Origin of the sequence: Kitasatospora sp. CB01950 (assembly GCF_001905465.1) — a bacterium.
Classification (GTDB): domain Bacteria; phylum Actinomycetota; class Actinomycetes; order Streptomycetales; family Streptomycetaceae; genus Kitasatospora.
The window spans coordinates 15,770-41,928 of the sequence record NZ_LISX01000020.1; the positions used below are offsets into that span (position 1 = coordinate 15,770).

The window sequence follows — 26,159 nt, forward strand, 5'->3', positions numbered from 1 at the left end:
GTCAGCTCTCGTGGTGGGCCTTGCGGTTGGCGAGTCCGGCGTTCAGTTCGGCGGTGACGCGATACGCGTAGCCCCGCCCGGTCATGTGGGAGGCGTTGGCAGGCTGGACTGCGCTGCAGCGGACAGCTTTTCCGTTCGTCAATCTGATGACCAGGAAAATATCGAGGTCGAAACTGTCGATCTGCTCCCAGGGGATCACCTTGGTGGAGAACGCGTTGCGGACGGTCAGTCCGGTGCGGGTGGAGGTGAGTCCGGTCCGGATCATCAGGACGCTGAAGATGACGAGGATCAGCCCGCCCGTGGCCAGCGCGATTGCCTGGCCGGTGTCGTCGGAGCCGGTGGCGGACAGGGCCATGACGATGCCGAATAGGGCGAACACCGGAAAGGCGTAGGGGTAGGTGGGGTTCTTGTATTTCTTGGCGTCCATGGTGCGGATCCTTTGGGTGATGCTGGCAGAAGGAGGCTGCCGGCCCGGGCCGGCAGACCGTATCACTTTGTTACGGGCATCGTGGCCATCGGATCGTGCAGGCGATACCCGGTATCGCGTACAGGGTGTTGAGGCCGCGCTCGCTCCACTTGCTGAGATTCATGACGCGCCCGGCGAATCCGATTTTCGCGCCCCAGCCGATGGTGAGGGCGTTGACGACCAATCCTCGTTTGGTAAAGCCGTTTTGATGGACACCGACGAGGTATGCGCCGACGGAGGCGGCTGCGCACCAGCCCATCGAAAGGACGATGCAGGCACCGATACCGACGCCCGAGGCGATCTGGGCGCGGTTGTTGTAGGTCCAGCTCATGACCGAGCGGACGGTGTTGTGGCCGCGGCACGTGCCGTTCTTGTTCTTGCCGGCCAGGCACCAGCGGCCGTCGAGGTCGTACTTGTTGAGCGGGTCGCCGTGGACGTAGTCGTAGGCGTTGGCGTTGCCGCCGTAGAGGGGGTCGAGGGACAGGAAGCGTCCGGTGGTCGGGTTGTAGAGGCGCACGCCCATGAGGGTGAGGCCGGAGGGGGTGTCGGAGGCGCGTTGCTTTGTGCCGAGCCAGCCGTAGCGGGTGGTGGGCTGGCCGGTGCGGGGGTTGCCGTATTCGTCGTGGTCGAGGACGGTGGGGGTGCCTCCGGCGAGGGGGAGTTGGAGCGACACATCACCGTGCAGGTTGGCGAACTGCAGGGCGACCAGGTTGCCGTTGACGGTCGTCGCGCTGAGGTCGCCGTTCGGGCCGGGGACGTTGCGGGTGAAGTTGCCGAGGTTGTCGCCGGTCCAGCGGGGGTTGTCGGTGTCGGAGCCGTAGTGGTTGGTGGAGGTCCGGTTGGTGGTCCAGGTGCCGGCGTTGTTGGTCTCGGTGGTCCAGCTGCGGAAGCGCTGGGCGGAGTCGAGGGTCCAGGTGGTGCGGTTGGTGCCGGTGGTCTGCTGCTGGACCAGGTCGCTGGTGTAGTAGGCGACGGTGGATCCGGGCAGTGCGGTGGTGCGGCCGAACGCGTCGTAGGTGTGACCGGGGTTCACCAGGCGGTCGGCGGTGTCGTAGGTGCTGGTCTGGGTGGTGGCTCCGTTGGTGGTGCAGTCGGTGCCGCGGGCGGCGACGGCAGTGGCGAGCGAGGTGCGGTTGGTGTTGTTGTCGAAGCCGTAGCTGCGGGTGGTGCAGACGGCGTCGGGGGAGGTGTCCTGGACGGTCGTCAGGCGGCCGGCCTTGTCGTACGTGTAGGTCTGGGCCGCGGTGACGCCGGGGGTTCCGGTGTGGGTGGCCCACTGGCCCTGGACGGTCTCGGTGATGGCGTCGGAGACCAGTACGGCGCCGTCGCTGTTCCGGGTGTGGACGCGGGAGACCGCGGTGCCGGTCGGGTCGTAGGTGTCGGTGGTGGTGTAGCCGCCGGGCAGGCCCTGGGTGACGGCGGTGCCGTCGGCGTTGTAGCGGGCGGTGAAGGTGCCGGCGATCGAGTCGGTGACCGAGGTGGCCAGGCCGCGCGGGTCGACGGCGGTGTCGTAGGTGTAGGTGGTGGTGGACGGGAAGCTGTCGGTGACCTTGGTGGGCCGGTTCAGGGTGTCGTACTCGGTGGTGGTGGCCGCGCCGTCGGCGTCGGTGTAGGAGGTCGGGCGGCCGAGCACGTCGTACGCCTTGGTGATCGTCCCGCCGCCGGTGGAGGTCTGCTTGGTGACCTTGCCGGTGACGCTGTCGTAGGTGGTGGTGGTCGCCGGGACGGCGGTGCCGAGGCCACCGCCGACGGTGGTGGTCACGGGGCGGCCGGCCGCGTCGGGGGTGATGGTGGTGGTGCGGGTGACGCCGTTCGCGGTCTCGTCGGTCTGGGCGGTCTGGCCGAACAGGCCGTACTGGACGGTCTTGACCGGGAGTTGGGCCGGGTTGGCGCCGCCGCCGGTGATGTCGCCCGCGGGGCCGGTCTGGCAGAGCAGGTCGGCCCACTCGGGGCGGCCGGCGCAGGTGCCGGTGCCGGTGGCGGACCAGTAGGTGGTGCGGGTGGTGCCCGCGTCCGAACCGTTCGACCTGGGCAGGGACTGGGAAGTGACCCGGCCCTGGTTGTCGTAGCCGGTCCTGGTGGTGAGGCCCAGCCCGCCGGCGTCCTGGATCTGCTGGGTGGCGACGCCGAGTGCCCAGTCGAAGACGCTCTTGTCGGTGCGGGTCTCGGCGAACACCTCGGGCCAGGCGCGCAGGGCGCCGCCGGTGACGGTGGTGGTGACCTGGTCCTTGACCTTGGCGGTGCCGTCGGTCGGGCGGCCCTCGTCATAGGTCTTCACGGTGCGGGTGCGGGCGACGGCCTGGGTGCCGGCCTTGGCGACCGTCGCGCCGCCGGACGCCACGTCTGCGGAGAGGGTGACGCGGTGCAGGGGTCCGGAGTTCTCCGTCTCGCGCTGCCCGTCGGCGCTGAACACGCTGGTGCTGGAAAGCAGTTGGGCACGCTCGCCGCTGGGGAGGGTGTTGATGCCGAGGTCGGCCAGCTGGGCCTTGGCGGCATTGGTGGCACCGAGGGCGAGTTCGCGGTTGGCGGCGGTCAGCGTGCGGACGCTGTTGCCCCACTTGTCGTACTCGGTGGTGGTGATCCGGTGCCCGGGCACGGCGGTGTTGACCTGGCGGCCGGAGGCGTTCAGGTAGTTGACGGTGGCGCGGGTGTAGTCGCCCGCCTTCAGGTCGGCGCCGCTGTTGGACGCGGGGACCTGGTCGGCGGGGAACACGGCGGTGGCGTCGGCGGGCAGGTCGGTCTGTCCCCAGGTCGCGCCGGCGGTCACCGACAGGTCCTCGGGGGCCTTGCTGCCGCTGGTCGGAACGCCGTACACGATAGTGGTGTTGGCGGTGCCGTTGACCGTGTTGGTGCCCGGGGCGAGGGTGTTGGTCCACACCTTGGTGAGCATGCCGTCACCGGCGGCCGGGTTGGCCGCGATGTTGCCGTAGGCCATGTGGTAGCCGCCGTTCATGCCGGGCGGCAGGATGGCGTACAGCGCGCCGTCGGAGACCGTGCCCTCGATGTACGAGTACTGGGTCTTGGTGTTCGTGCCCAGGCGCGGGTCCCAGGTCTGGCGCAGTCGGCCGAGCAGGTCGTAGCGGTAGGTGGCGACGTCGGTGGCGGTGGCGTTCGCCGCGCCGGGGGCGGTGGCCCACAGCTTGATGGCGCTGACCTGGCCGGTGAAGTCGCCGAAGTCGGTGCTGTTGGTGCTGCCGGTCGCGGTGGTGGTGGTGGCGTAGACGAACTGCAGGACGCGGCAGCCCTTGGTGGCCGGGTCGGCCGCGCAGGCGGCGGCGGTGGCGGCGGAGGTCGGTGCGATCAGGTACTTCGGTCGGGCCAGGGTCTTGCCGCCCATCACGGTCTTCTCGGAGATGACGGTGGTGGTGGAGTTGGCGAGGCCGTCGAGCAGACTGGACGTCACGGTCCAGGTGGCGGCGGCCGGGTCGACCTTGGCGAAGGTGGTGACGGTGCCGTCGGTGTCGGACAGGGTGAAGTCGCCGTTGGCGAAGGAGCCGCGCAGGGTCAGCGCCTCGCTGCCGGGCTCCGGGACCCAGCCGTTGCCGGCCGTGTTGGCGGTGAAGCCGATGGTGTCGCCCTCGGCGAGGACGACGTCCAGCGAGGTGTTCGACGTCTTGCGGATCTCGGTGTAGCCGGACCGGGAGACCTCGGAGGCCACGCCGGAGGTCCAGTTCGGGCCGAAGATCGGGGCCTGGCCGTCCTTGCTCGCCGCGGCCTTCGGGTCGCGCGAGGTGGTGGTGCGGCCGACCGTCAGCCCGAAGAACGAGGCGTCGGTGGCGGAGACCGTGAAGTCGCCGGTCAGCAGGTTGAGCGTGCCCGGGCCGACCTGCTGGGTCGCGGCGCCGGTCGCCCTGCGGTCGATGACGGCCTTGACGCCTTCGGAGGAGACGGCGGCGTTGTTCGGGCCGGTGAAGTCGGCGCGGATCTGCACGGTGCCGTCGGGGTTGACGGTGGAGGCGGCGTTCCAGGTCAGCGACGGGCTCTTGCCGCTGTTCAGGGCGACGGGCCAGCTCACGGCGTTGCCGGCGTTGGTGACGTCGGCGGCCGGGACGGTGGTCCACGGGTCGGCGTCGGAGCGGCGCCAGGAGAAGCTGACGGCGTTGTACTTGGCGGCGTCGGCCTCGGCGATCAGCGGGAGGCGGGCGGCGGTGCGGGTGCCGTCGTTGGGCGAGATCACGCCGCCGGCGCCGACCTGGAAGGTGTACGACACCGCCTCGGACTTGTTCTCGGCCTTGTCCACGGCGCGGACCTGGAGGGTCTGGGTGCCGGCCTTGTCCGGGGTGACCGTCAGGTTGACGGGGGCCGTGGAGCCGCCGGTGGGCGCCTTCGTCCAGTTGGTGCCGTCGAGCGTCCACTCCAGGGCGCTCTGGTCACCGGACGGCGGGGTCACCGTGAACACGCCGGACTGGCCCGCGCCCTTGACCCACTGCCCCGACGGGTAGTCGGTGGAGGAGACGGCGCCGGGCGCGGACGGCGCGGAGGTGTCGACGGTGAAGTACGCCCAGGGTGACCAGGAGACGTTGTAGTGCGTGCCGTCGAACGGCGAGGTGCGGAACTTGTAGGTCTTGCCGTTGGTCAGCAGACCGGCCGGGACGGTCACCGAGGCGGGCTGGCCCGAGGCGACGAACGGTGAGACCAGCGGGTTGCCGACCTGCGCGTTGGTGTCGTTGTCGAAGATCTGGAACGTGCCGTCGACCTTGTCGTTGTTCGGGTCGACGAAGGTGTCGCGCAGCGTAGGCGTGGTCGAGTTGACCCACCAGATGCCGCCCGCGTCCTTGTAGAACGGTGAGCCGGCCTGCTGGTCGGTGCCGGTGCGCGGACGGTAGTTGTAGGTGACCGTCAGCTTCGGCACGTTGGAGCCGGCCTCGGAGGAGTTGACCTCCTTCCAGTACGGCGAGGCTCACCCCCCGGACGCCCGGCGGCTGCGGCCGTCTGCGGCGTTCCGACCTGCTCCTGTGCACATTCACTCCTTGTTACCGCCCAGTCAAATTGGCGGGGCGTGTGCGAATCGTAAGGAGAGGGCAAACCGGTCGATGTGGTGATTAGTCGCCAAAAGCCGAGGCCTACTTCTGTTCAGCGAAATATAAAAGTGATGGAGGCGTTATCCATCAGGACACGGCCATTCCACTTGTGTGTGAGGTGTAAAGGCGTGCAAATCCGACACCGGCTGAGGCCTCAGCCCGCGGCGGCGTCGAGTTCAGCCTTCACCTGGTCGATCGGCGATGGCAGTGCAAATCCTGACCTAGCGTCAGGGTGGGCGCGATCCAGCGGTCAGCCCCCATATATGCCCCCCCTTTTGATTAAATGTCAGTTTCCCCGACCGGTAACGGGATTCACCCACATCATCGCGCGGCACCTGAGCGGCCGGACGACGTCATAAGGCCGCGCGTCGCCGCGTCGCCCTGCATGAGTGGCGGAAGCCCGCGGCTCGCCCGCAGACTGGCGTCCGCGATGGCATCGCTGCGCCAGAAGGACGTGGCCAGCCCCTGCGGTGAGCAGGAACGCGAAGGCGACAGGTCCGGCCCCGGCGGGGCGGAGGAGCAGCCCCGTGGTGACCGGCAGGGCGCAGGCGGTGAGGAGTGCGGGCCGAACGCAGCGGGGCCGGGCACCGGCGAAGCCGACCAGGGGCAGGCGGGCGGCGCCGACGACTGCCGCGACGGTGGCCGGGGTCACCGCAAACCTCTCAGTGTTCGCTCCGGCGGGAGCCGCTGATGCAACAAGTGTGCCGACGGCCCGTCCGGTTGGCCGGGGACCGGGATGCCGGACGGGCTGCGGGGCCACGAAGAAGGTAGCGGGTGTGGAAGGACGCCCGGTTCTGGCTCTGCGAGCTGCTGTGGGCGGCGGGCCGACGCCGGGCGGGGCCGGGTTGGCGTCGGGTCAGGCGTCGGGCCAGGTCAGGAGGGCGAAGTCGACCGTGCGGTGCAGTTCTTCGGCCGGGGTGCCGTCGGTGGCGCGGACGGCCAGGCCGTGGGTGAGGGTGGTCAGGTAGTCGGCGAGTACGGCCGGGTCGGTGCCGGGCGTGAACTCGCCTGCCTCGGCGGCGAGTCGGAGGCGGGCTCGGAGGGCGGCGCGGGCCTCGGCGCGGCGGGCGGCGGCGTCGGCGCGGACTGCGGCGGAGCCCTCTCCGGTGGCCAGCGCGCCGTTCACCAGCAGGCAGCCCGGGCCCTCCTCGCGGGTCACCACCGCGACGGTGCCGCGCAGCAGGTGCTCGGCGACGGCCCGGCCGGTGGGCTCGTCCAGCGCCTCCCGGACGTGTCGGGCCGGCCCGCGGTGGTAGTGGTCCAGGCACTGGCGGAACAGTGCCTCCTTGTTGCCGTACGCGGCGTACAGGCTGGGCCGGTTGATGCCCATGGCAGCCGTCAGGTCGGACAGTGCGGTGCCCTCGTAGCCGTGCCGCCAGAACACCCGCATGGCGAGTTCGAGACGGTCCTCGATGTCGAACGTGCGCGGACGGCCGGTCATGTCGCCTCGCCTTCGGTGGATTCGGTCCGGGTTCTGTACCGATCGATATGGTAGCGTCCCCGACGTGTGTACCGAGCGGTACAGATATCGGAGGGGAACCATCATGACGCTCACCACTGCCACCTTCGCGCCCGACGTGCTGGCCGGCCGCACCGCGCTGGTCACCGGCGGCTCGCGCGGCATCGGCGCGGCCACCGCGCTGGCCCTGGCCGGGGCCGGCGCGGACGTGGCGATCAGCTTCAGCGGCTCGGCGCCGCGCGCGGAGGCTGTGGTCCGGGAGATCGAGGCGCTCGGGCGGCGGGCCGTCGCGTACAAGGCCGACCAGGCCGACCCGGCGCAGGTCGCCGAGCTGGTCGCCGCCGTCGCGGCGGACTTCGGGCGGCTGGACATCCTGGTCAACAACGCGGGCGTGATCGCCACCGGGCCGATCGGCGAACCGGCCGACACGGAGGCGCTGGCCCGGCAGTACGCCGTCAATGTGGGCGGGGTGACGGCGGGCATCCGGGCCGCAGCGACGCTGCTGGCCGACGGCGGACGGATCGTCACCATCGGTTCCAACCTGGCCGTCCGCCCGACCCGGCCCGGCACCGCCGACTACGCGGCCGGCAAGGCGGCCGTCGCCGCGTTCAGCCGGGCCGCCGCGCTGGAGCTCGCGCCGCGCGCGATCACCGTCAACGTGGTGCAGTCCGGGTCGGTGAACACCGAGATGAACCCGGAGGACGGGCCGAACGCCGACGCCCAGCGCGCGCTGAACGCGCTCGGCCGCTACGGCCGTCCCGAGGAACTCGCCGCCACCGTGGTGTTCCTGGCGACGCCTGCCGCGGCGTTCATCACGGGCAGCGTGCTGGCCGTGGACGGCGGCTTCTTCGCCTGAGCGGGGAGCCGGCGGTCGCGGTCGGCGGTCGGCGGTGCGAGAGTGTGTCGCCGACCCGTCCGGCTGACCACCGGACCTGGTGCGGGCACGGCGATCGGTCGGGAGCGCCGACCTGGCAGGGGGCGATGGCGGCGACCTGCTTGCCCGGACACGAGTCAGGACGGCCGGGCCGATCTCACCGGGCGTGCTCCGGGCCGCGGGCCGGGGAGTGGGTCAGGGACGCCGGCCGGGGAGTGGGTCAGGGGCGTTGGCCGGGGGGCAGGGTGGTGATGCCGGCGGCCAGGAAGGCCATGGCGGCTTCCAGGTGGGTCTCGGTGGGGCGCAGGTAGAGCTCGCTGACCACGGCGGCGGCCGCGGCGGCGACCATCCGGGGCGCGAAGTCGTCCGGGGCGTCGCCGCGTTCGGCCGCGAAGATCCGGGCGCCCTCCTGGATTGCTTCCGCCAGGCGGCTGTTGGCGACGGCGCGCAGCTGCGGGTTGCGGTCGAGCATCGCCTCCCAGAGCGTGTCGAGCTCGCCGGGGCAGGCGTTCTCCGCCAGGTCGGCGCGGAGCCAGCGCTCCAGCGCCTCCAGCGTGCTGGTGCCCGGCGCCCGGTCGTTCAGGGCCTGGGAGAGGCGGTCGGTGAACTCGGCGAGGTGGGAGGTCGCCAGGTCGAGCTTGGTCGGGAAGTAGAGGGTGACGGTCCGGGCGGACACCTCGGCCCGGTCGGCGATGTCGGCGATGGTGGTCGCCTCGAAGCCGCGCTCCGCGAACAGCTGGTACGCCGCTCGCAGGATCGCTTCCCGGCGGCGGGCCTTGCCGCGTTCCCTCGCACCCTCGGTCATGCGGCGCATCCTAGCAGTTCTTACCAGTGACAGTAATTTTGCAGTCGACTGCAAAGTTGCCTTAGAGTGCAAAAATCTACTGGTTTCGAGCACGAGGGGGCGCGATGGCGTCGGTCCTGTACGGATGGGGACGATGGGCGGTGCGCCGCCGGGGCCGGGTGATCGGGCTGTGGCTGCTGCTGCTGGCGACGATCGGCGCGCTCGGCATCACCCTGGCCGGGCCCACCAGCAACGAGTTCACCGTCCCCGGCATCGAGTCCCAGCAGGCCCAGGACCTGCTGGAGCGTCAACTGCCGGAGTCCGCCGCCGGCACCGCGCGCCTGGTGGTCGCGGCGCCCGCCGGGCAGAGCCTGGACACTGCGGAAGCCCGGGCGGCCGTGCAGGAGAGCCTGCACCGGGCCGCCGCGATACCCGGCGTGGCGCACGTCGCCGACCCGTTCGAGAACCGGACCGTCTCGCCGGACCTGCGGATCGCCTTCACCGACGTGCAGTTCGACCGGCCCGCGCAGGACGTCCCGCAGAGTGCCAAGGACGCGCTGGACGGCGTGGCCGCGCCGCTGCGCGAGGCGGGCCTGCAGGCCGAGTTCGGCGGCACCGTGATGGCGCCGGACATCGAGGTCGGCGGCCCCGCCGAGGCGATCGGCGTGGTCGTCGCGTTCGTCGTGCTGGCCGTCGCGCTGGGCTCGCTGGTCGCCGCCGGACTACCGCTGCTGACCGCGCTGGTCGGCGTCGGCATCGGCGTGCTGGGCGCCCAACTGCTCGCCAACGTCGTCGAGATGACCGGCACCGCGACCGTGCTGGCGCTGATGATCGGGCTCGCCGTCGGCATCGACTACGCGCTGTTCATCATCGCGCGGCACCGCGAGCAACTCGCCGAACCCGGCAGCGAGGTCGAGGAGTCGGCGGCCCGCGCCACCGCCACCGCGGGCAGCGCCGTGGTGTTCGCCGGTGCCACCGTGATCATCGCGCTGGCCGCGCTCGCCGTCACCGGCATCCCCTTCCTGACCGTGATGGGCCTGGCCGCCGCCGCCACGGTGCTGCTCGCCGTCCTGGTCGCCGTCACCCTGGTGCCCGCGCTGCTCGGGGTGCTCGGCGAACGCCTGCGGCCCCGGCCGAGGGTCGCGAAGGTCGCGAAGGTCGCGAAGGCAGGGAAGGCCGGGAAGGCCGGGAGGGCTGCGACCGGCGGGAAGCCGTCGTGGTCGGCGGCCTGGGCGCGGGTCGTCACGCGCAAGCCGCTGCTGGTGCTGCTGGCCGGAGTGGTCGGGCTGCTCGCGCTCGCGATGCCCGCCCGCGACCTGCGGCTCGGCCTGCCCGGCAACGCCTCGCAGCCCGCCGCCAGCACCCTGCACAAGAGCTACGACCTGCTCAGCGAGGGCTTCGGCCCCGGCTTCAACGCCACCCTGGTCGCGGTGGTCGACGCCACCGGCATCCCGGCCGAGCGCCGCGAGCCCGCGCTCGCCGAGCTGCACGCCACGCTCTCCGCCGACCCGGGCGTCGCCGCCGTCGGCCGCCCGGTGGCGAACGCGGACGGCAGCACCGTCGCCGTGCCCGTCGTCCCCCGTACCGGGCCGGACGACAAGGCCACCAGCGACCTGGTCGACCGGCTGCGCACCCACAAGGGGGACGTCACTGCCGAGGGCGGCACGCTGTACATCGCCGGGGCGACCGCCGCCGCGATCGACGTGTCCGGCAAACTCGCCGACGCGCTGCCGGTGTTCGTGGCCCTGATCGTGGTGCTGGCGCTCGCTCTGCTGACCGTCGCGTTCCGCTCGGTGCTGGTGCCGCTCAAGGCGGTGCTCGGGTTCCTGCTGTCGGTGGCCGCCGCGCTCGGCATCACCGTGTGGGTGTTCCAGGACGGCCACCTGAACGGCCTGCTCGACATCCCGTCCGCCGGGCCGGTCACCAGCTTCCTGCCGGTGCTGCTGATCGGCGTGCTGTTCGGCCTCGCGATGGACTACGAGGTGTTCCTGGTCAGCCGGATGCGCGAGCACCACCAGCACACCGGCGACGCCGCCGGGGCCGTCACGCACGGCGTCGCGCGCAGCGGACGGGTCGTCACCGCCGCCGCGCTGATCATGGTCGCGGTGTTCGGCGGCTTCGTGTTCAACCACGACCCGATCATCAAGTCGATCGGATTCGCGCTCGCCGTCGGCGTGTTCATCGACGCCTTCGTGGTGCGGATGACCCTGGTGCCCGCCGCGATGGCGCTGCTCGGCCGGCGCGCCTGGTGGCTGCCGCGCCGGCTCGACCGGATCGTCCCGGACGTCGACCTGGAGGGCGCGAGCCTGCCCGCGGCCGGGACCCGGCCGACGGTCGAGGCCGGCCCGGTCGAACGGGTCGAACGGGTCTGACGGAGCGCCGGATCTCCGGAGCAGAACGCGGGCCGGGCCCGGGAGTGGCGACTCCCGGGCCCGGTTCACGCGTTCGGTTCAGCAGGGGACCGTGGCGTTGACGGTGACCGGGGTCGGGCCCCAGCCGAACTTGGTGACGGCGAAGGTGCCGCTGACGGTCGAACCGCACGCGACGGTGGCGGTCGGGCCGTTGACGGTGACGGTGCTCGCGAGGAAGTTCACGTACTGCGAGGACGAGCCGAGCGAGGGGCCGCCGACGACCTGGCCGGACAGCGTGGTGACGAGCGTCTGGGGCTGCGGCGGGAAGTCCGGGGAGGGCGGGCCGGCCAGGCCGACACGGCCGAGGAACTGGACGCTGTCACCGGTGATCGAGGCGCAGACCTGGGTCGACAGCCCGGACTGCAGCGACCACGGGCTGCAGGTCTCCGTGGTCGAGGAGGTGGTGGTGGCAGTGGCAGTGGCGGCCTGGGCGGGAGCGACTGTCAGGGCGCCGACGGTGGCCATGCCCGCGGCGAGCAGGGTCAGGCTCTTCACCGAACGGTGGTTCATCGGGTGTTCTCCTCCATGTGGTGGTGCCCAGCTGAGGCACGTGATAGCGAGGTGCGACATGTGATATTGCACATGCGCCATGGCTTAACCTGCCACATGTTCGAAGGGCTGCGGCGTGATTCGAGGAGGAAATGATGCGCTCGGCCGGAATTTGACCATGGATGGCGAAATTGCATGGCAATTGCCGACAGTTGACGAAGTATTGACCGGGATCGCGAGGCCGGCCAGTCCGGCCTCGCGAGCCCGGGGGAGCGGGAGCCGCCCGCGCTCCGCTACACCGCGGCCGGGCCGTACACCAGGTGGACGGTGCCGCCGACGAAGGGCTTGCAGGAGAGCAGCGCGAGCTCGATCGGGTCGGCGTTCTCGTCGAACAGGCGCATGCCGCGGCCGCGGGCCACCGGGTGGACGAACAGGTTGAGCTCGTCCAGCAGGCCCGCCGCCAGCAGCTGACGCACCACCGAGACCGAGCCGGACATCCCGATCGGGCCGCCCTCCTCCTCCTTCAGCGCCTTGACGCCCTCGACCAGGTCGCCCTTCAGCTGCTCGGAGTTGCGCCAGGTGAAGGAGAGGTCCTGGTGCGAGACCACGATCTTGCGGGTGTCGCCGATCGCCTTCGCCATCCCGGCCTCCTCGCCGCCCGCCAGTTCGACCGCCGGCCAGGAGCCCGCGAACACGTCGTAGGTGGTGCGGCCCATCAGCACCGTGTCCGACGCGCCCAGCAGCGTGCCGACCGCCTCGCCCAACTCCTGGTCGAAGTACGGGAAATGCCACTGCTCCGGGGACTCGACGACGCCGTCGGCGGAGATGAACAGACCGGCGGTGATCTTCCTCATGGGTGGTGCTCCTAGCTCGGTTCTCCAGTGAGCGTCGCTCGCTCACAACCGGTCAGACGGAGCCCCCGCGCCGAACTCATCGGTCCCGGCGAAGAAATCTGAAAAACTTTTTTTCGGGACCGATCGGGCTCCGGCCGATGAGTCCGCAGCTGCCGGACGGTCATCACCGGCATGCACACCGATGACACCGTCGAGTTCGACGTCCCGCCGCAGCACGCCGCCCGCCCGTCCCTGGAGGCGCACTTCACCGCACTGCTGGCCGCCCACCACCCGCCCGCCACGATCGTCCTGCTGGTCGGAAACGTGCTGCGGCCCGCCCCCGGCGACCTCCACCGCCTCGGCAGGATGGCGGTGCTCGCGCGGCGGACGGGCCACCGGGTGGTACTGCGCGGGGCCGGCCCCCGGCTGAGACTGCTGCTCGACCTCACCGGGCTGACCGACGCCCTCCCCGAGGGCTGACGCAATGTCAGAGCCGGGGATCCTCCGTCAGTCGGGCCGGCAGACCCCACAGCGGGAACAGCCGCTCCACGTCCATGTGGTTGGTCATCGTGGCGATCCGGCCGTCCACCACCTCCAGCACCGTGATGCCCCACGGCGTCCAGCCGTTGCCGTCCTCCGCCGCGCGGTACTGCGCGAAGGCCGGCGAACCGCTCGCCTCCACCGGCAGCAGCCGCGAGTTGACGCACCCCCGGCCCGGGCCCAGCCACCACGTCTCCAGCTCCGCGAGGCCCCGCAGCCACATCCGGAACGGCGGCATGTTCAGCACCGCGTCCTCGTGCAGCAGCCGCTTCAGGCCCTCGATGTCGAACGCCTCGAAGGCCTGCACGTAGCGTGCCAGCAGCGTGCGCTGCGCCTCGTCCAGCGGCCTGAAGGCGTCACCCGAGGGCACGGCGCCGTCCGCCAGCGTCGCCCGGGCCCGCTGCAGCGCGCTGTTCACCGACGCCACCGACGTCTCCAGCAACTCCGCCGTCTCCGCCGCCGACCAGGCCAGCACCTCGCGCAGGATCAGCACCGCCCGCTGCCGGGCCGGCAGCTTCTGCAACGCGGAGACGAACGCCAGCCGGATCGACTCCCGCCCCACCGCCACCTCCGCCGGATCGCCCGACAGCACCCGCTCGTCCGGCACCGGCCCGACCCAGATGTTCTCCTCCAGCTGCGTCAGATCCGGCGACCCCGCCGAACACGGGGACGTCAGATCCATCGGCCGGGCCCGCCGCTGCGCCGCCGGGCCCATGTCCAGGCACACATTGGTGGCGATCCGGTACAGCCACGTCCGCAGCGCCGCGCGCCCCTCGAAGCCGTCGAACTTCGACCAGGCGCGGACCATCGTCTCCTGCACCGCGTCCTCCGCCTCGAAGGCCGAGCCCAGCATGCGGTAGCAGTACGCCGTCAACTCCCGCCGGAACGGCTCCAGCTGCTCCGCGACCCCATCACGATCCATGATCATCGACACGTCGGACACCCTAGCGGGACGGACTGACAACTCCGTGCGTGCCCAAGCGAACTGACGAGCAGTCGTACGAATGACCCGAAACCGGGCGGGGACAGAAAGATGGCAGGTACAGTCCGAGCAGATCGCGCGACCGATCCAGGACACCGCAACCGACCCTCCGGAGACATCTTCTGATGGACACTCAGCGCTGCCCGTTCCGTCTCGACACCGCCGGAAGCGACCTGCCCGGCGAAGCCGCCGCGCTGCGCGCCCTCGGGCCCGCAACCCCCGTCGAACTGCCCGGCGGCGTCCCCGCCTGGTCCGTCACCGACCCCGCCCTGATCAAGCGCCTGCTCACCGACCCCCGCGTCTCCAAGGACGCCCACCAGCACTGGACCGCCTACCTCGCGGGCGAGATAGCCGAGGACTGGCCGCTGCGGATGTGGGTCGACCCCCGCAACGCCTTCACCGCCTACGGGTCCGAACACGGCCGGCTGCGCCGCCTGATCAGCCCCGCCTTCACCGCGCGCCGGATCCGGGCGCTGGCCCCCGAGATCGAGCGGATCACCGGCGAACTGCTCGACCGGCTCGCCGCCCACCCGCAGGACGAAGTCGTCGACCTGCGCAACGAGTTCACCTGGGTGCTGCCGCTGATGGTGGTCAACACCCTGCTCGGCGTGCCCGAGGACCTGCACGACGCGTTCCGCGCCACCATCGGCCACCTCTTCGAGACCGGCGTCAGCCCCGAGCAGTCCGTCCGCAACGCCGAGGCCGTCTACGCCCACCTCGCCCGCCTGGTCGAGACCAAGCGGCAGGCCCCCGGCGAGGACGTCACCACCGCACTCATCCAGGCCCACGACGAGGAGACCGGCACCGGCCTCACCGAACGCGAACTCCTCGACAGCCTCCTGCTGTTGATCGGCGCAGGCCACGAGACCACGGTCAACCTGCTGGGCAGTGCGATCATCGCGCTGACCACCCACCCCGAACAGCTCGAAGCCCTCCGCAAGGACCCCGCGCGCTGGGCGGACGCCGTCGAGGAGACGCTGCGCCTGCGGCCGCCGGTCGCCAACATCCTGCCGCGCTTCGCCGTCGAGGACCTGCACGACGAGGCCAGCGGCATCACCTTCGCGCGCGGCGACCTGCTGGTCGTCAACTTCACCGCCACCGGCCGCGAGGAGGCCCTGCACGGCGCCGACGCCGACCGCTGGGACCACACCCGGGACAGCCGCCGCGAACACCTCTCCTTCGGGTACGGCACGCACTTCTGCCTCGGTGCCGAACTCGCCCGCCTGGAAGCCCGGATCGCGCTGGCCGCGCTCTTCGACCGCTTCCCGCGGCTCGCCCTCGCGGCGCCCGCCGACGAACTGCCCCGGGTGGAGTCGTTCATCTCCGACGGCCCGGGCGCACTGCCCGTCCGACTGCACGGCTGAGCCCGCCCGTCGCCGACCTGCGGGGGAGGGGAGTCCGTGACAGGCTGGCACCAACCCGAAGCCACCCGAACACAGGGAGTAGTCATGGGTATGGGCGACAAGTTCCGGGACAAGGTGCAGCAGGCCGAGGAGCAGGCCAAGCAGCGCCTGGGCCAGAAGCCCCAGCAGGGCGACGACCAGCAGAAGGCCGGCGACCAGCAGCAGGGCGAGCAGAACGCGGACGACCAGCAGGACGACGAGCGGCAGTAGCGGCCCTCGGTCGGCTGTGCTCCGACTCCCGGCACGGGCCCGTGCCGGGAGTTCGTCTGTCGGGGCCGCTTGTCCGGCTGTCGGGGCCGGTTGTCGGGAAACGGTGGCCGGTGGCGTTCGTTCGGAGTAATTTAGTTCACATCAGCTAACTATCATCACGGCTTCCTACGGGGCGGGGCGGGAGATGGCCGACGTGAGCAAGGGAACGGGCGGGCTGGGGCGGATCGGGGTGGAGCATCCGCGCTACAAGTGGGTCGCACTGTCGAACACCACGCTCGGCATGCTGATCGCCACCATCAACTCCTCGATCGTGCTGATCTCACTGCCCGCGATCTTCAACGGCATCCACCTGAACCCGCTGCAACCCGGAAACGTCAGCTACCTGCTGTGGATGCTGATGGGCTACATGCTGGTCACCGCCGTCCTGGTGGTGACGCTCGGGCGGCTCGGCGACATCTGGGGCCGGGTACGGATCTACAACGCGGGCTTCCTGATCTTCACCGTCACCTCGGTGATCCTCTCGCTCGACCCGATGGCCGGCGGCGGCGGAGCGCTCTGGCTGATCGGCTGGCGGGTGGTCCAGGCCGTCGGCGGCGCGATGCTGATGGCCATCTCGGCGGCGATCATCACCGACGCGTTCCCCGCCCGGCAGCGCGGCATGGCACTCGGCGTCAACATGGTGGCGGCAATCGCCGGTTCGTTCGTCGGACTGGTGCTCGGCGGCCTGCTCGCCGAGTGGAACTGGCGCTCGATCTTCTGGGTCAACGTCCCGATCGGCATCATCGGCACCGTCTGGGCCTACCGCTCGCTGCACGAGACCGGCGTCCGCCGGCCCGGCCGGATCGACTGGTGGGGCAACATCACCTTCGCCGTCGGCCTCACCGCGCTGCTCGCCGCCATCACCTACGGCATCCAGCCCTACGGCGGCCACACCATGGGCTGGACCAACCCCTGGGTGCTGAGCGGGCTGATCGGCGGCTCCGCCGTGCTGATCCTGTTCTGCGTGATCGAGACCAGGGTCGCCGAACCGATGTTCCCGCTGCGGCTGTTCCGCGACCCGGTGTTCGCCGGCGGCAACCTGGCCACCCTGCTCGGCTCGATCGCCCGGGGCGGCCTGCAGTTCATGCTGATCGTCTGGCTGCAGGGCATCTGGCTGCCGCTGCACGGCTACGACTACGCCGACACCCCGCTGTGGGCCGGCATCTACCTCGTCCCGCTGACCGTCGGCTTCCTCGCCGCCGGACCGATCGCCGGGTACCTCTCCGACCGGTTCGGGGCCCGGCTGTTCGCGGCCGGCGGGCTGGTGGTGATGGCCGCCTCGTTCGCCGGACTGCTGCTCCTGCCCACCGACTTCGGGTACCTCTGGTTCGCGCTGCTGGTGTTCCTGAACGGCCTCGGCGGCGGCCTGTTCGCCGCACCCAACACCGCGCTGGTGATGTCCAGCGTCCCCGCCGCCGACCGGGGCGCCGCCTCCGGCATGCGGGCCACCTTCCAGAACGCCGGCATGGTGCTGTCCATCGGCGTGTTCTTCTCGCTGATGGTGGCCGGGCTGGCCGGCTCCCTGCCCGGCACGCTCAGCAGTGGACTCACCGCGCAGGGCGTCTCCCCGGCGGACGCCAACGCGGTCGCCGGACTTCCGCCCGTCGGCACGCTGTTCGCGGCGTTCCTCGGCTACAACCCGATCCACGAACTGCTCGGCCCGCACGTGCTGTCCACGCTGCCCGCGTCCAACGCGCAGACCCTGACCGGACGCGAGTTCTTCCCGCACCTGATCTCCGGACCCTTCCACGACGGCCTGATGGTGGTGTTCGCGCTGGCCATCGCGATGTCGCTGGTCGCCGCCGTCGCCTCGCTGCTGCGCGGCCGGGGCGGGCGGCCCGAGGAGGACGGTACGGTCGCCGAGGACACGACGGCGGCGCGGGAGGCGGCATGAACAGTTCGGCGGAGTACGGTGCTTCGGGGGAGCACGGCGCTTCGGCGGTGGGGGGTGGGCTCGAACCGGCCGAGGTGGTGCGACTACGACTCGTCGTCGCCCGGCTGCACCGGCAGCTCGCCCAGGCGTCCGGCCGACAGGACTTCACCTTCGCGCAGCTCTCCGCGCTGGCCCGGATCGAGGCGCACGGTCCGATCCGGCTCGGCGAACTCGCCGCCCGCGAACGGGTCGCCGCCCCGTCGATGACCCGCACCGTCGCCCCGCTGGTCGCCTCCGGACTCCTCACCCGCCTCCCCGACCCGGACGACCGCCGCTCCGCGCTGGTCGAACTCTCGTCCGAGGGCATCGAGTTGCTCGCCGAGATCCGCCAACGCCGCTCCGAGGTGCTGGCCCGCCGCACCGCCGAACTCGACGCACACGAGCGCGCCGTGCTGCTGGAGGCGCTGCCGGTGCTGGAGCGGCTGGTGGCCTTCGAGGACTGAGACGACCGAGGACTGATGCGGCCGAGGGCTGAGACGGCTGCGGACTGATGCGGCGGGGCGGCGAGCGGCGGGAGGTCGGTCGCGCCGGGCCCTGTCGGCGTGGTGCGTTCGCAGGGACGCCGTGCCCGCCCCGGCCGGCGAGGGTCGGCGAGGGCGGGACGGCGGGGCAGCAGTCATCAGCGTCGCGGTGACGGCGGTGGCCCGGCAAGCCGGTTCGGGGGAACGGCTCCGGAATGGCCGGGGGACCGTCGGCCTGGCCGGAGATGTTCGGCCGGGTGCGCGACGCGGGCGGCCGATCAGGACACCTGTGCGGCGATGCCGTTCAGCACGATTTCGAGGCCGGCCTCGAACTCCTCGCCGGGCGTGGGGTGTTCGGCCTTTCCGATCACCTCCGCCAGCAGCGGGTGGCGGCCCGCCTCCAGGACCTGGCGCAGGTACGGGGAGACGGCGTCGCGCCACTGCTCCTCCGAGCGGCCCTCCGTCCGGTCGGCCTGGCGCTGCGCCAGCTCCGTGCGCAGCGCCCCCACCAGGTAGGCGTGGAAGGCGGCGGCGGCCCGGCGCAGTGCGGCGGGGCGCCCGGCGAGGCCCGGGGCGGAGTTCAGCACCGACAGCCTGGCCTCCAGCGCGGCCAGTGCGTGCGGCCCCAAGTGCGGTCGGCCGCCCAGGAGTTCGGGGAACCACTCGTGGCGGAGCGCGGCCCGCCTGGTCAGCCCGGCGATCAGGCGCAGGCCCGCCTGCCAGTCCTGCGTCGGGTGGTCGGCGGTCGGGGCGGGCGGGGTGATCTCGGCGTAGACCGCGTCCGCCATCAGGTCGAGCAGCTCGTCCTTGGTGTCCACGTACCCGTACAGCCGCATCGGGCCGACCTCCAGCACCGCCGCCACCCGGCGGATCGAGACGCCCTCCAGGCCGTCCGCATCCGCGAGTTCGAGGGCCGCGCCGACGATCAGCGCGCGGCTCAGCGGCTGCGGCTGCGGCTGCGGTGCCCGCCGGGCCGGGGGTTCCGGGCGGGCCCAGATCAGGGTGGCGGCGGGCTCGGCTTCGGCCTCGGCCTTGGACTGACGGGTCGTCATGGTGCGTTCTCCTGCCGGGTGGTGGGCGTGCGTGGCGGTCGATACAGTGTATCGAGCGATACGGTGTATCAACCGGACGGGGGACACGCATGTCCACAACGAGCGGCAGCGACAGCAACATCGGCATCGGCATCGGCATCGTCGGAGGCGGCCCGGGCGGCCTGACCCTGGCCAGGCTGCTCACCCTGCGGGGCATCCCCGCCACGGTCTACGAGCGCGACAACGGGCCGGACGCCAGGACCCAGGGCGGCACCCTCGACCTGCACCTCGACACCGGCCAACGCGCCCTGCGCGCCGCCCGGTTGGACGAAGCCTTCGACCGGCACGCCCGCCCCGAGGGCCAGGACATGATCCTGCTCGACGCGACCGGCACCGTTCACCACCGCGAATACACCCCCGACCCGGCGCCCGGCGATGCCCCGCCGCCCCGGCCCGAGATCGACCGCGCCCACCTGCGCGACCTGCTGCTCGGCTCCCTGCCGCCCGGCACCGTCCGCTGGGCGCACACCCTGCGCACCGCCGCCCCCGCCTCCGCCCCCGACGGCGGCTGGCAACTGCACTTCACCGACGGCAGCACCGCCCACCACCGCATCCTGATCGGCGCCGACGGCGCCCGCTCCCGGCTGCGCTCGCTGCTCACCCCCGCCGAACCGCGCCACCTCGGCGTCAACACCGTCCAGGGCGACATCCCCGCCATCGACCGCACCCACCCCGACCTGGCCGCCGCCGTCGGCCGGGGCAGCTACTGGGCGATCGGCGACGACCGCTCGGTCGCCGCACAGCGCTGCTCCGACGGCCGGGTCCTGGTCGGCCTGTCCTTCCACGGCCCCGCCGACTGGCCGACCACCTGCGGCATCCCGTTCGACCGCCCCGCCGAGGCCCGCGCCGCGCTGCTGGAACTCTTCGCCGACTGGACGCCCACCTGCCGCGCGCTGATCGCCGCCTGCGAAGGCGAGTTGACGCCCCGCGCGCTCACCGCCCTGCCCGTCGGCCTGCGCTGGCCGCACCGCCCCGGCCTCACCCTGCTCGGCGACGCCGCCCATCTGATGCCGCCCGTCGGCAGCGGCGCCAACGCGGCGATGCGGGACGCCCTCGAACTCGCCGACGCGCTGGCCGCCGAACCCGCCGACCACGAGCGGGCGTTGCGCGCCTACGAGACCGAGATGTTCGCCCGCACCGCCGAGGTCGCCGCCGAGTCCGATCGGGTGATGACGCTGATGCACTCGCCCGCCGGAGCGCGAGGCGTGGCCGCCTTCTTCAACGGCGAGGACACGGTCGTCCACGGCGAGGACGCGGCGGCCGGATAGGCCGCTTCTTGCAGGGCCGCGCCGCGCGGGCGCTACCGGACGAGGAACCAGCTCTGATACGGGTTGGTCCGATTGCAGCCCTCCTCGTGGAACAGGTACGGGCTGTTGTTGCCGTCGTCCAGGCAGGAGCGGACGGCGAAGTTGAAGAACTGGGTGCCGATCGCGCCCTGCGTCATCGCCCAGATCTGGTACGGGTCCTGGCTGTTGCAGGACTTCATCTGCACGGTGGAGGAGCTCATCGCGCGGACGCAGCGCCCGCTGTTGGCATTGCGGATCTGGACGTTCGGGTAGCCGGTGTCGGGGGCGCCGGAGGCGATCCGCCAGCGGGTGTTGGACGTATTGGCGCCGAGCGTGGTCGAACTCAGCTCGTAACTGCCGTAGATGCTGGTGAGACGGTGGTCGATGAACCTGCTGCTGCCGATGACGATGTCGTCCATGGTCACCGAGGCGCCGGCCGTGCCGGACCCGGCGACCAGCGAGAGGAGTGCCGCTGCCGTACCGAGCGCGGCCGCAAGACGGAGCTTCATGCGCGGACCCTCCGTGGGGGATGGGGCCTTGGACCTGCCTCCACGCTAGCGGCGGGCCCCCGGCCCGCGGCAGCGGCGGACGGTGCACGGGCGGAGTGCACGGACGCGGCGGAGCGCCCCTCGGCTTCGTCCACCTGCCTGAGATGCTGAGGGGATGAGCACACTTTCGAATACGCCGCCGGACGGACTGCCTCGCTACCGCGTCCTGACCGGGCCCGACGACGCGAGCTTCTGCCACCGGGTCAGCGAGGCGCTCGCGCTGGGATACGAGCTGCACGAGGGGCCCGCCGTGACGTTCAACGGCGAGCGGGTCATCGTGGCGCAGGCGGTGGTGTGGCCGTCGCGGTGATCAGGGGAGCCGTCGCGTTCAGGGGAGCCGTCGCGTTCAGGGGAGTCGTCGCGTTCAGGGGAGTCGGGGGAGCAGGGACAGCACGTCGGACAGCGAGGGGAGGGACGGGCCGGACCAGTCGTCCTCGCGGGAGTGGGCCTCGTTGTCGGCCCAGTCGGCGGCCCTGAGCATGAAGGCCCGCATGCCGCAGGCGGTTGCGCCGGTGAGTTCGTGGCCGCCGCCGTCGCCGACGTAGACGCAGTCCTGCGGGGCGACGCCGAGGCGACGGGCGATCAGGTGGAAGAGCTCCGGATCGGGCTTGCGCCGGCCCTCCTCGCAGGAGAGCACCCGGGCGTCGACCAGCTCGGCGAGCGGAAGCTGCGACCAGCTCTCGGCGAGCTCGGCGGTGCAGTCGCTGAGCACCCCCAGGCGCAGCCCGCGGGCGCGCAGCTCGGAGAGGGTCGGGACGGCGTCGGCGCGCAGCGCGAACAGTTCTCGCTGCGCCGCCAGCCGTGCGGCGCAGGCCGCGGCGAGGGCCTCGTCACCGGGGTCGAGGCCGTTGCGGCGGGCGAGCGTGCGGAAGGCGGCCGCCAGGTCGCCCAGCCTGCCGGTCGCCCGCTCCGGGAACGAGGAGTCCAGGGCCGCGCGCCAGACGCCGGCCGGCAGGCCGAGCGGGGCGGCGCTCCGCGCGGCGTGGTCGTCCCAGACGCCGGCGGGTGTACTCGGGGTGAGAGTTCCGAAGAAGTCGAAGACGACAGCGGTGACGGCCATGATCGAGACCTTAGCCGCGCAGCAGCCGGCAGGGGTGGAGGAGGTACGGGCCGAGCAGGCCCTCGCGGTCGCCGTCCTTGAAGGCGCCGGCCCGGCCGGTCAGCGCGTCCCCGTCGGCGTGGAGCTCCAGGCCGAACGAGGGGCTGTTCAACCGGGCGTCGGCGGTCGGGAGTTGGAGGTCGGCGACGAGGCGGACGTCCCAGCGGCGGGAGGCGGTCGCCGGGACGGTGGCCAGCGGGAGATCGGCGAGGTGGACGACGACCCGACGGTCGGCCAGGACGTCCAGGCGCAGCGGGATCCCGCCGTCCGGGGACTCGATCAGGCCCGCCCAGCTGCCGGGGGCGAGGGCGAACGCGCGGGTCGGGTCGCTGTCCGGCGCGAGGTGGCCGGGGTCGAACTCGGGGGCCAGGGTGTCCATCAGGTGGAGGACCACGGCGTTGCGGGCCGACTTGTCGGTGCAGTTGGCGAGGACGGCGAGCGAGAGTTCGCGCTCGGGCAGGTCGATCATCATGGTGCCGACGCCGCCCATGCCGCCGCCGTGGCTGACGATCGACGAGCCGTCGCCGCGCTGGACGACCCGGCCGAAGCCGTACCCGAGACGGTCGTTGATGGCCGGGCCGTCGAGGACGGCCGCCGCCGTGGCCGGGTGGAGCAGGCCCGCCGAGCGGCGCGCGAACAGCGCGATGTCCGTTGCGCTGGCCCAACCCGCCCCGGCGGACGGGTGGCTGTCGTAGCAGGTCGGGTAGACGCGGCCGTCCGGGGTGTAGCGGCTCGCGGCGGGCGCGGGGCCGGCGTAGGTCGGGCCGAGGTCGAAGGAGGTCAGGCCGAGCGGCCGGGCGACCTGCTCGTGCAGGAAGGTGCGCAGCGGCTGCCCGGTGGCCTGTTCGAGGAGCCGGCCGAGTTCCCGGTAGCCGTGGTTCGAGTACTCGAACTCGCCGCCCGGAGCCTGGAGTTGGCGGCGGTAGGCGGAGAAGTCGATCGGGGAATCGGCGTCGTAGTGGAAGTCGTAGTACGACGGGAACCCGCCCCGGTGCTGCATCAGCTGACGCGGCGTGGGCGGCCACGGGTCGCCGCCGGGTACGGGCGCGTCCAGGTCGAGCAGCTTGCGGTCGGCCGCGAGGCAGACGGCCGTCGCGGTGAACGCCTTGGTGATCGAGGCGAGACCGTAGACGGTCTCCGGGGTCGCGGCGCGGTTCGCCGCGACGTCCGCCAGCCCGTAGGCCCGCGCGAACACCACCTCGTCGCCCTGCACCACGGCCACGCTCACCGACGGGCACGCGTGCTCCGTCAGCGCCCGCTCGCAGAACTCGTCCAGTCCGTCCAGCATGCTCGTGCCCTCCCCGTGCAGCAAGATCCGTTCCGGGACGGATGGTATCCGCCCGCGAACGGCCTTGCCAGGTCGGGGTGTTCGGAGTGATCCAGGGAACTGCGGTGGCGGGCATGAAAGCGGCCGGCCGGCCGACAGGCACCCGGAGAGCGGCCGGCCGTCAGGGCGGGGTGGTGGCGCGGAGGGCCACTTCCAGTTCCAGGCGGGTGTTGGGGGAGGCCAGTGACGGGCCGAAGAGGCGGTGGACGCGGTGCAGGCGCTGGCGGGCGGTCTGGGGGTGGATGCCCAGGCGGGCGGCGACCTGGGGCGCGGTGCCGCGGCCGGTCTGGAGCCAGGCGAGGAGGGTGGCGGCCAGGCGGTCGCGCTGTTTGGGGGTGAGCGGCGCGAGCGGGGCGAGGCGGCGTTCGGCGATCAGCCGGACCAGGGACGGATCGGTGAGCAGCAGCAGATCGGTGAGGTGGTCGCGGCAGTCGACCGGCTGGTCCGGGGCCTTCGGGAGCGAGGCGCGGAGCAGACGTGCCCAGCGCAGCGACTGCGCGGCGAGCGCCGGCGGGACGGCCGGGCCGATCACCGCGCCGCGCCCCTGGAGGGCGCCGGCGACCCGCGGGTCGGCGAGCGTGGTCGCCGGATCGGGCAGCAGGAGGTGGGGCTGTGGGCTCTCCAGGTCGGCCAGGACGTGGTCGGGAAGTCGACCGTCGCCCGGTGGGCGGGAACCGAACGAGGCGATGCGGGCCAGTGGTTGACGGGCCGTCGGCAGGGGTGCGGGCGTGCGCGGGTCGAGCGAGACGGCGGCGAGCAGGGCGGGCAGTGGCCAGTCCGCGGACTGCGCGGCGTCGGCGAGGTCGGCGGCGTCCGGTCCGGTGGCAGTCGATCCGGTGCCGGCCGGTCCGGTGCGGGTCGGCCCAGTGCCGTCCGGTCCGGTGTGCGGTGCGTCCGACAGCAGGAGGGCGAGCAGCCGGTGCCGGGCCCGGGCGAGAGTGCCCGCCCGGTCGGTGCGGGCGTCGAGGTAGCCCCGGACGGCGGCGGCCGTGACCTCGTCGATGTGCGTGAACACCGCCTCGGCGAGCGTGACCAGCCGTTCGGGCCCGAGGCCGAGACGGCGGGCCACCCGGGAGTAGCGGCGCCAGATGATCCGGGCGCCGAGTCGGAACGCCGCCTGCAGGGCGTCCAGGCTGCGGCCCTCGGCGAACTCGGCGCGGCCGAGCGCCCGGTAGATCCGCAGCTGTCGCGGGGTGGGCGCGGGCAGGCCGGCGAGCCGGTCGACGAACTCGGCGAGCGCGGTCTCCAGACCCTGCTGGATTCCGGTGCCGAATTGGCCGGAGATGGGGCGGGCGAATTCCGGGAGGGAGCATCTGATCTCGCGGATGATCTCGGCGGCCAAGGATTGCTGCTCCGCCCCGAGTTCGGCCGACAATTCGCGCGGAAGTCCATCCCACGGCCCAGCCAATTCCGATCCTCCAGGTAGCGATAATCCGTTCCACCGGCCTCCGGCGACAGGGGGAGTATGCGGCGGACCATCCGGCCGGTCAATAGGGCCGACGCAGGCAGGCGGACCCCGGAGGGGAGTTCGGGTGGGAAGGGCGGGGATTTCCCGGCACTCGCCGAAGGGTTTTCCATCGGCCCGGGTCGGAGCAATTGACGGCCCGTCAGCTCGGGCGGGACGGAAGAGCGAGGAATTCGGGGCCGGAAGGCACATGAATTGCAGGGAGAGCAGAGGTTTCAGGCCGGTGCTTCGCTTCGGGCGCGCAGCCCGGGGGCGAGGAGCAGCGTGACGGCGAGGGAGGCGGCGGCCAGTGCGGCGATCGCGGTCGCGGGGGAGGTCCGTTCGGCCAGGGCGCCGGCGAGGGCGGCGCCGACGCCCTGCATGGCGAGCATGCCGGAGCCGTGCAACCCGAAGGCGTGGCCGCCGAGTTCGGCCGGGGTCAGCTCCAGCAGGCGGTCCTGGAAGATCAGCCCGGTCGAGTAGCCGAGGGTGGCGACGGCGACGGCCGCGAGCAGCACCGGCAGCGCGGGGTGCAGGGCGAACAGCAGGAAGGGCGCGGCGAGCAGCAGGCACAGCGGGACACCGAGGCGGGCCCGCCACGTCCGGGGGAGGAGACGGCCGACGGCGACGTCCCCGGCCAGCATGCCGACCACGCCCGCGGCGAACAGCAGTCCGGCGTCCTTCGGCGCGTAGGGGACGTAGAGCGACTCGCAGCCGACGACCAGGCCGTTGGGCACCCAGAGCGCCAGGTAGACGGACCGCCGGGGGCGCGAGGACCACAGCCGCGCGTTGGTCTGCCAGGTCTCCGCGACCGAGGCGCGACCCGTCAGCCTCGGCGGCCGGGCGGTGAGGCCGAAGCGGGCGACGGCCGCGGCGAGCAGGTACAGGCCGGCGCCGACCACCAGGACGCCGCGCGGCGACAGCGCCGTCAGCAGTGCGCCGCCGAGCGCGAAGCCGCCGATCTGGACGGCGCCCGAGGAGACGTTCAGCAGCGAGCGGCCCAGCAGGTAACCCTCGCGCGCCAGCACCTCGTTGAGCAGCCCCGCACGGACCCCGCCGCCCAGCGAGGCCACCACGCCGAGACCCAGCACCACCGCGAAGGCCGACCACACCGGCAGCCCGGGCACCGCCTGGACGGCCGTGCCGAGCCCGAAGAGCAGCGCGATCCCGCTCAACACGGCCCGCGGCGGGACCCGGTCCGCGGCCGCGAGCAGCGTGGCGGCGCCGACCAGCTGGGCGAGCGCCGGGCCGAACATGGCGAGCGCGGCCAGCAGCGGGGAGCCGGTCGCCGTGAACACCAGCGTGCCCAGCGCCAGGCCGCTCACCGTCTGGGCCGCCACCTGGGCGGCCGAGGTCAGGAAGAGGGGCGTGAACTCCGGTGTCCGGAACAGGTCTTGATACGTCCGCATGGCCGGAGTCTCGGCCGCCCCCGCGACGCGCTGTTAATGTTTCGCGGGGA

Annotated in this window: 22 protein-coding genes; 9 read left to right on the forward strand and 13 right to left on the reverse strand. The window is 72.3% G+C overall.

Going from position 1 to position 26,159, the window contains the following annotated elements; all coding sequences use genetic code 11:
* Position 1 precedes the first annotated feature (1 nt).
* The 3 genes from AMK19_RS31745 to AMK19_RS31755 form a co-directional block, all read right to left on the reverse strand.
* Positions 2-427 carry a PH domain-containing protein gene (locus tag AMK19_RS31745; RefSeq protein ID WP_073818614.1) on the reverse strand — a complete coding sequence of 142 codons (426 nt, stop codon included), beginning with the start codon at positions 425-427 and terminating at the stop codon, positions 2-4.
* 70 nt (positions 428-497) lie between these two features.
* A complete protein-coding gene (locus tag AMK19_RS38345; protein WP_073818617.1) occupies positions 498-5,318 on the reverse strand; it encodes an RHS repeat-associated core domain-containing protein in 4,821 nt (1,606 codons plus the stop codon).
* A 1,025-nt stretch (positions 5,319-6,343) separates the two neighbouring features.
* Complete coding sequence (locus AMK19_RS31755; RefSeq protein WP_073818619.1) at positions 6,344-6,928, reverse strand: TetR/AcrR family transcriptional regulator; 585 nt, start codon at positions 6,926-6,928, stop codon at positions 6,344-6,346.
* A gap of 103 nt (positions 6,929-7,031) precedes the next feature.
* Between AMK19_RS31755 and AMK19_RS31760 the strand changes: the two genes are divergently transcribed.
* Positions 7,032-7,802: an SDR family oxidoreductase gene (locus tag AMK19_RS31760; protein ID WP_073818620.1), complete on the forward strand. Its 771-nt coding sequence runs from the start codon at positions 7,032-7,034 to the stop codon at positions 7,800-7,802.
* Positions 7,803-8,040: 238 nt separating this feature from the next.
* Here the strand turns inward: AMK19_RS31760 and AMK19_RS31765 are convergent, their stop codons facing one another.
* Complete coding sequence (locus AMK19_RS31765) at positions 8,041-8,625, reverse strand: TetR/AcrR family transcriptional regulator (protein ID WP_073818623.1); 585 nt, start codon at positions 8,623-8,625, stop codon at positions 8,041-8,043.
* A 104-nt stretch (positions 8,626-8,729) separates the two neighbouring features.
* On the opposite strand from AMK19_RS31765, the gene AMK19_RS31770 reads away from it, so the two are divergent.
* Positions 8,730-10,976 (forward strand): MMPL family transporter, encoded by a 2,247-nt coding sequence (locus AMK19_RS31770; RefSeq protein WP_158071970.1) that lies wholly within the window; start codon positions 8,730-8,732, stop codon positions 10,974-10,976.
* Positions 10,977-11,054: 78 nt separating this feature from the next.
* Here the strand turns inward: AMK19_RS31770 and AMK19_RS31775 are convergent, their stop codons facing one another.
* Together AMK19_RS31775 and AMK19_RS31780 are read right to left on the reverse strand one after the other, a co-directional pair.
* Positions 11,055-11,525: a hypothetical protein gene (locus AMK19_RS31775; protein ID WP_073818628.1), complete on the reverse strand. Its 471-nt coding sequence runs from the start codon at positions 11,523-11,525 to the stop codon at positions 11,055-11,057.
* Positions 11,526-11,797: 272 nt separating this feature from the next.
* Positions 11,798-12,358 (reverse strand): dihydrofolate reductase family protein, encoded by a 561-nt coding sequence (locus AMK19_RS31780; protein ID WP_073818630.1) that lies wholly within the window; start codon positions 12,356-12,358, stop codon positions 11,798-11,800.
* A gap of 171 nt (positions 12,359-12,529) precedes the next feature.
* Between AMK19_RS31780 and AMK19_RS31785 the strand changes: the two genes are divergently transcribed.
* The gene (locus AMK19_RS31785) at positions 12,530-12,817 is read left to right on the forward strand and encodes a hypothetical protein (protein ID WP_073818632.1); all 288 of its coding nucleotides are present in this window, start codon (positions 12,530-12,532) and stop codon (positions 12,815-12,817) included.
* 7 nt (positions 12,818-12,824) lie between these two features.
* On the opposite strand, the gene AMK19_RS31790 is transcribed toward AMK19_RS31785, so the two are convergent.
* The gene (locus AMK19_RS31790; RefSeq protein ID WP_073818763.1) at positions 12,825-13,805 is read right to left on the reverse strand and encodes a sigma-70 family RNA polymerase sigma factor; all 981 of its coding nucleotides are present in this window, start codon (positions 13,803-13,805) and stop codon (positions 12,825-12,827) included.
* A 179-nt stretch (positions 13,806-13,984) separates the two neighbouring features.
* On the opposite strand from AMK19_RS31790, the gene AMK19_RS31795 reads away from it, so the two are divergent.
* The 4 genes from AMK19_RS31795 to AMK19_RS31805 all read left to right on the forward strand — a co-directional run bounded on the left by AMK19_RS31795 (position 13,985) and on the right by AMK19_RS31805 (position 17,887).
* Complete coding sequence (locus tag AMK19_RS31795; protein WP_073818633.1) at positions 13,985-15,223, forward strand: cytochrome P450 family protein; 1,239 nt, start codon at positions 13,985-13,987, stop codon at positions 15,221-15,223.
* 84 nt (positions 15,224-15,307) lie between these two features.
* On the forward strand, positions 15,308-15,472 hold the full coding sequence (locus AMK19_RS36270; RefSeq protein ID WP_158071971.1) for a hypothetical protein: 165 nt from the start codon (positions 15,308-15,310) through the stop codon (positions 15,470-15,472).
* Between the two features lie 280 nt (positions 15,473-15,752).
* A complete protein-coding gene (locus AMK19_RS31800; protein WP_443135060.1) occupies positions 15,753-17,405 on the forward strand; it encodes an MFS transporter in 1,653 nt (550 codons plus the stop codon).
* Positions 17,402-17,887: a MarR family winged helix-turn-helix transcriptional regulator gene (locus AMK19_RS31805; protein ID WP_083647535.1), complete on the forward strand. Its 486-nt coding sequence runs from the start codon at positions 17,402-17,404 to the stop codon at positions 17,885-17,887. Before AMK19_RS31800 ends, AMK19_RS31805 begins: the two co-directional genes overlap by 4 nt.
* 296 nt (positions 17,888-18,183) lie before the next feature.
* Here AMK19_RS31805 and AMK19_RS31810 read toward each other — a convergent pair whose 3' ends face one another.
* Complete coding sequence (locus tag AMK19_RS31810) at positions 18,184-18,957, reverse strand: TetR/AcrR family transcriptional regulator (protein WP_073818637.1); 774 nt, start codon at positions 18,955-18,957, stop codon at positions 18,184-18,186.
* 89 nt (positions 18,958-19,046) lie between these two features.
* On the opposite strand from AMK19_RS31810, the gene AMK19_RS31815 reads away from it, so the two are divergent.
* Complete coding sequence (locus AMK19_RS31815; RefSeq protein WP_083647536.1) at positions 19,047-20,264, forward strand: FAD-dependent oxidoreductase; 1,218 nt, start codon at positions 19,047-19,049, stop codon at positions 20,262-20,264.
* Between the two features lie 32 nt (positions 20,265-20,296).
* Here the strand turns inward: AMK19_RS31815 and AMK19_RS31820 are convergent, their stop codons facing one another.
* A complete protein-coding gene (locus tag AMK19_RS31820) occupies positions 20,297-20,791 on the reverse strand; it encodes a ricin-type beta-trefoil lectin domain protein (protein WP_073818638.1) in 495 nt (164 codons plus the stop codon).
* Between the two features lie 154 nt (positions 20,792-20,945).
* Between AMK19_RS31820 and AMK19_RS31825 the strand changes: the two genes are divergently transcribed.
* Entirely contained in the window at positions 20,946-21,140 is a 195-nt protein-coding gene (locus AMK19_RS31825; RefSeq protein WP_073818639.1) for a DUF1737 domain-containing protein, read from the forward strand.
* Positions 21,141-21,194: 54 nt separating this feature from the next.
* Here AMK19_RS31825 and AMK19_RS31830 read toward each other — a convergent pair whose 3' ends face one another.
* The 4 genes from AMK19_RS31830 to AMK19_RS31845 all read right to left on the reverse strand — a co-directional run bounded on the left by AMK19_RS31830 (position 21,195) and on the right by AMK19_RS31845 (position 26,109).
* Entirely contained in the window at positions 21,195-21,890 is a 696-nt protein-coding gene (locus AMK19_RS31830) for an HAD family hydrolase (protein WP_073818640.1), read from the reverse strand.
* Between the two features lie 10 nt (positions 21,891-21,900).
* Positions 21,901-23,217, reverse strand: coding sequence for a serine hydrolase domain-containing protein (locus AMK19_RS31835; RefSeq protein WP_073818641.1), 1,317 nt, complete (start codon positions 23,215-23,217; stop codon positions 21,901-21,903).
* Positions 23,218-23,377: 160 nt separating this feature from the next.
* Positions 23,378-24,598 (reverse strand): helix-turn-helix domain-containing protein, encoded by a 1,221-nt coding sequence (locus AMK19_RS31840; RefSeq protein ID WP_241844687.1) that lies wholly within the window; start codon positions 24,596-24,598, stop codon positions 23,378-23,380.
* 338 nt (positions 24,599-24,936) lie between these two features.
* Positions 24,937-26,109 (reverse strand): MFS transporter, encoded by a 1,173-nt coding sequence (locus AMK19_RS31845; RefSeq protein WP_073818645.1) that lies wholly within the window; start codon positions 26,107-26,109, stop codon positions 24,937-24,939.
* Positions 26,110-26,159 lie beyond the last annotated feature (50 nt).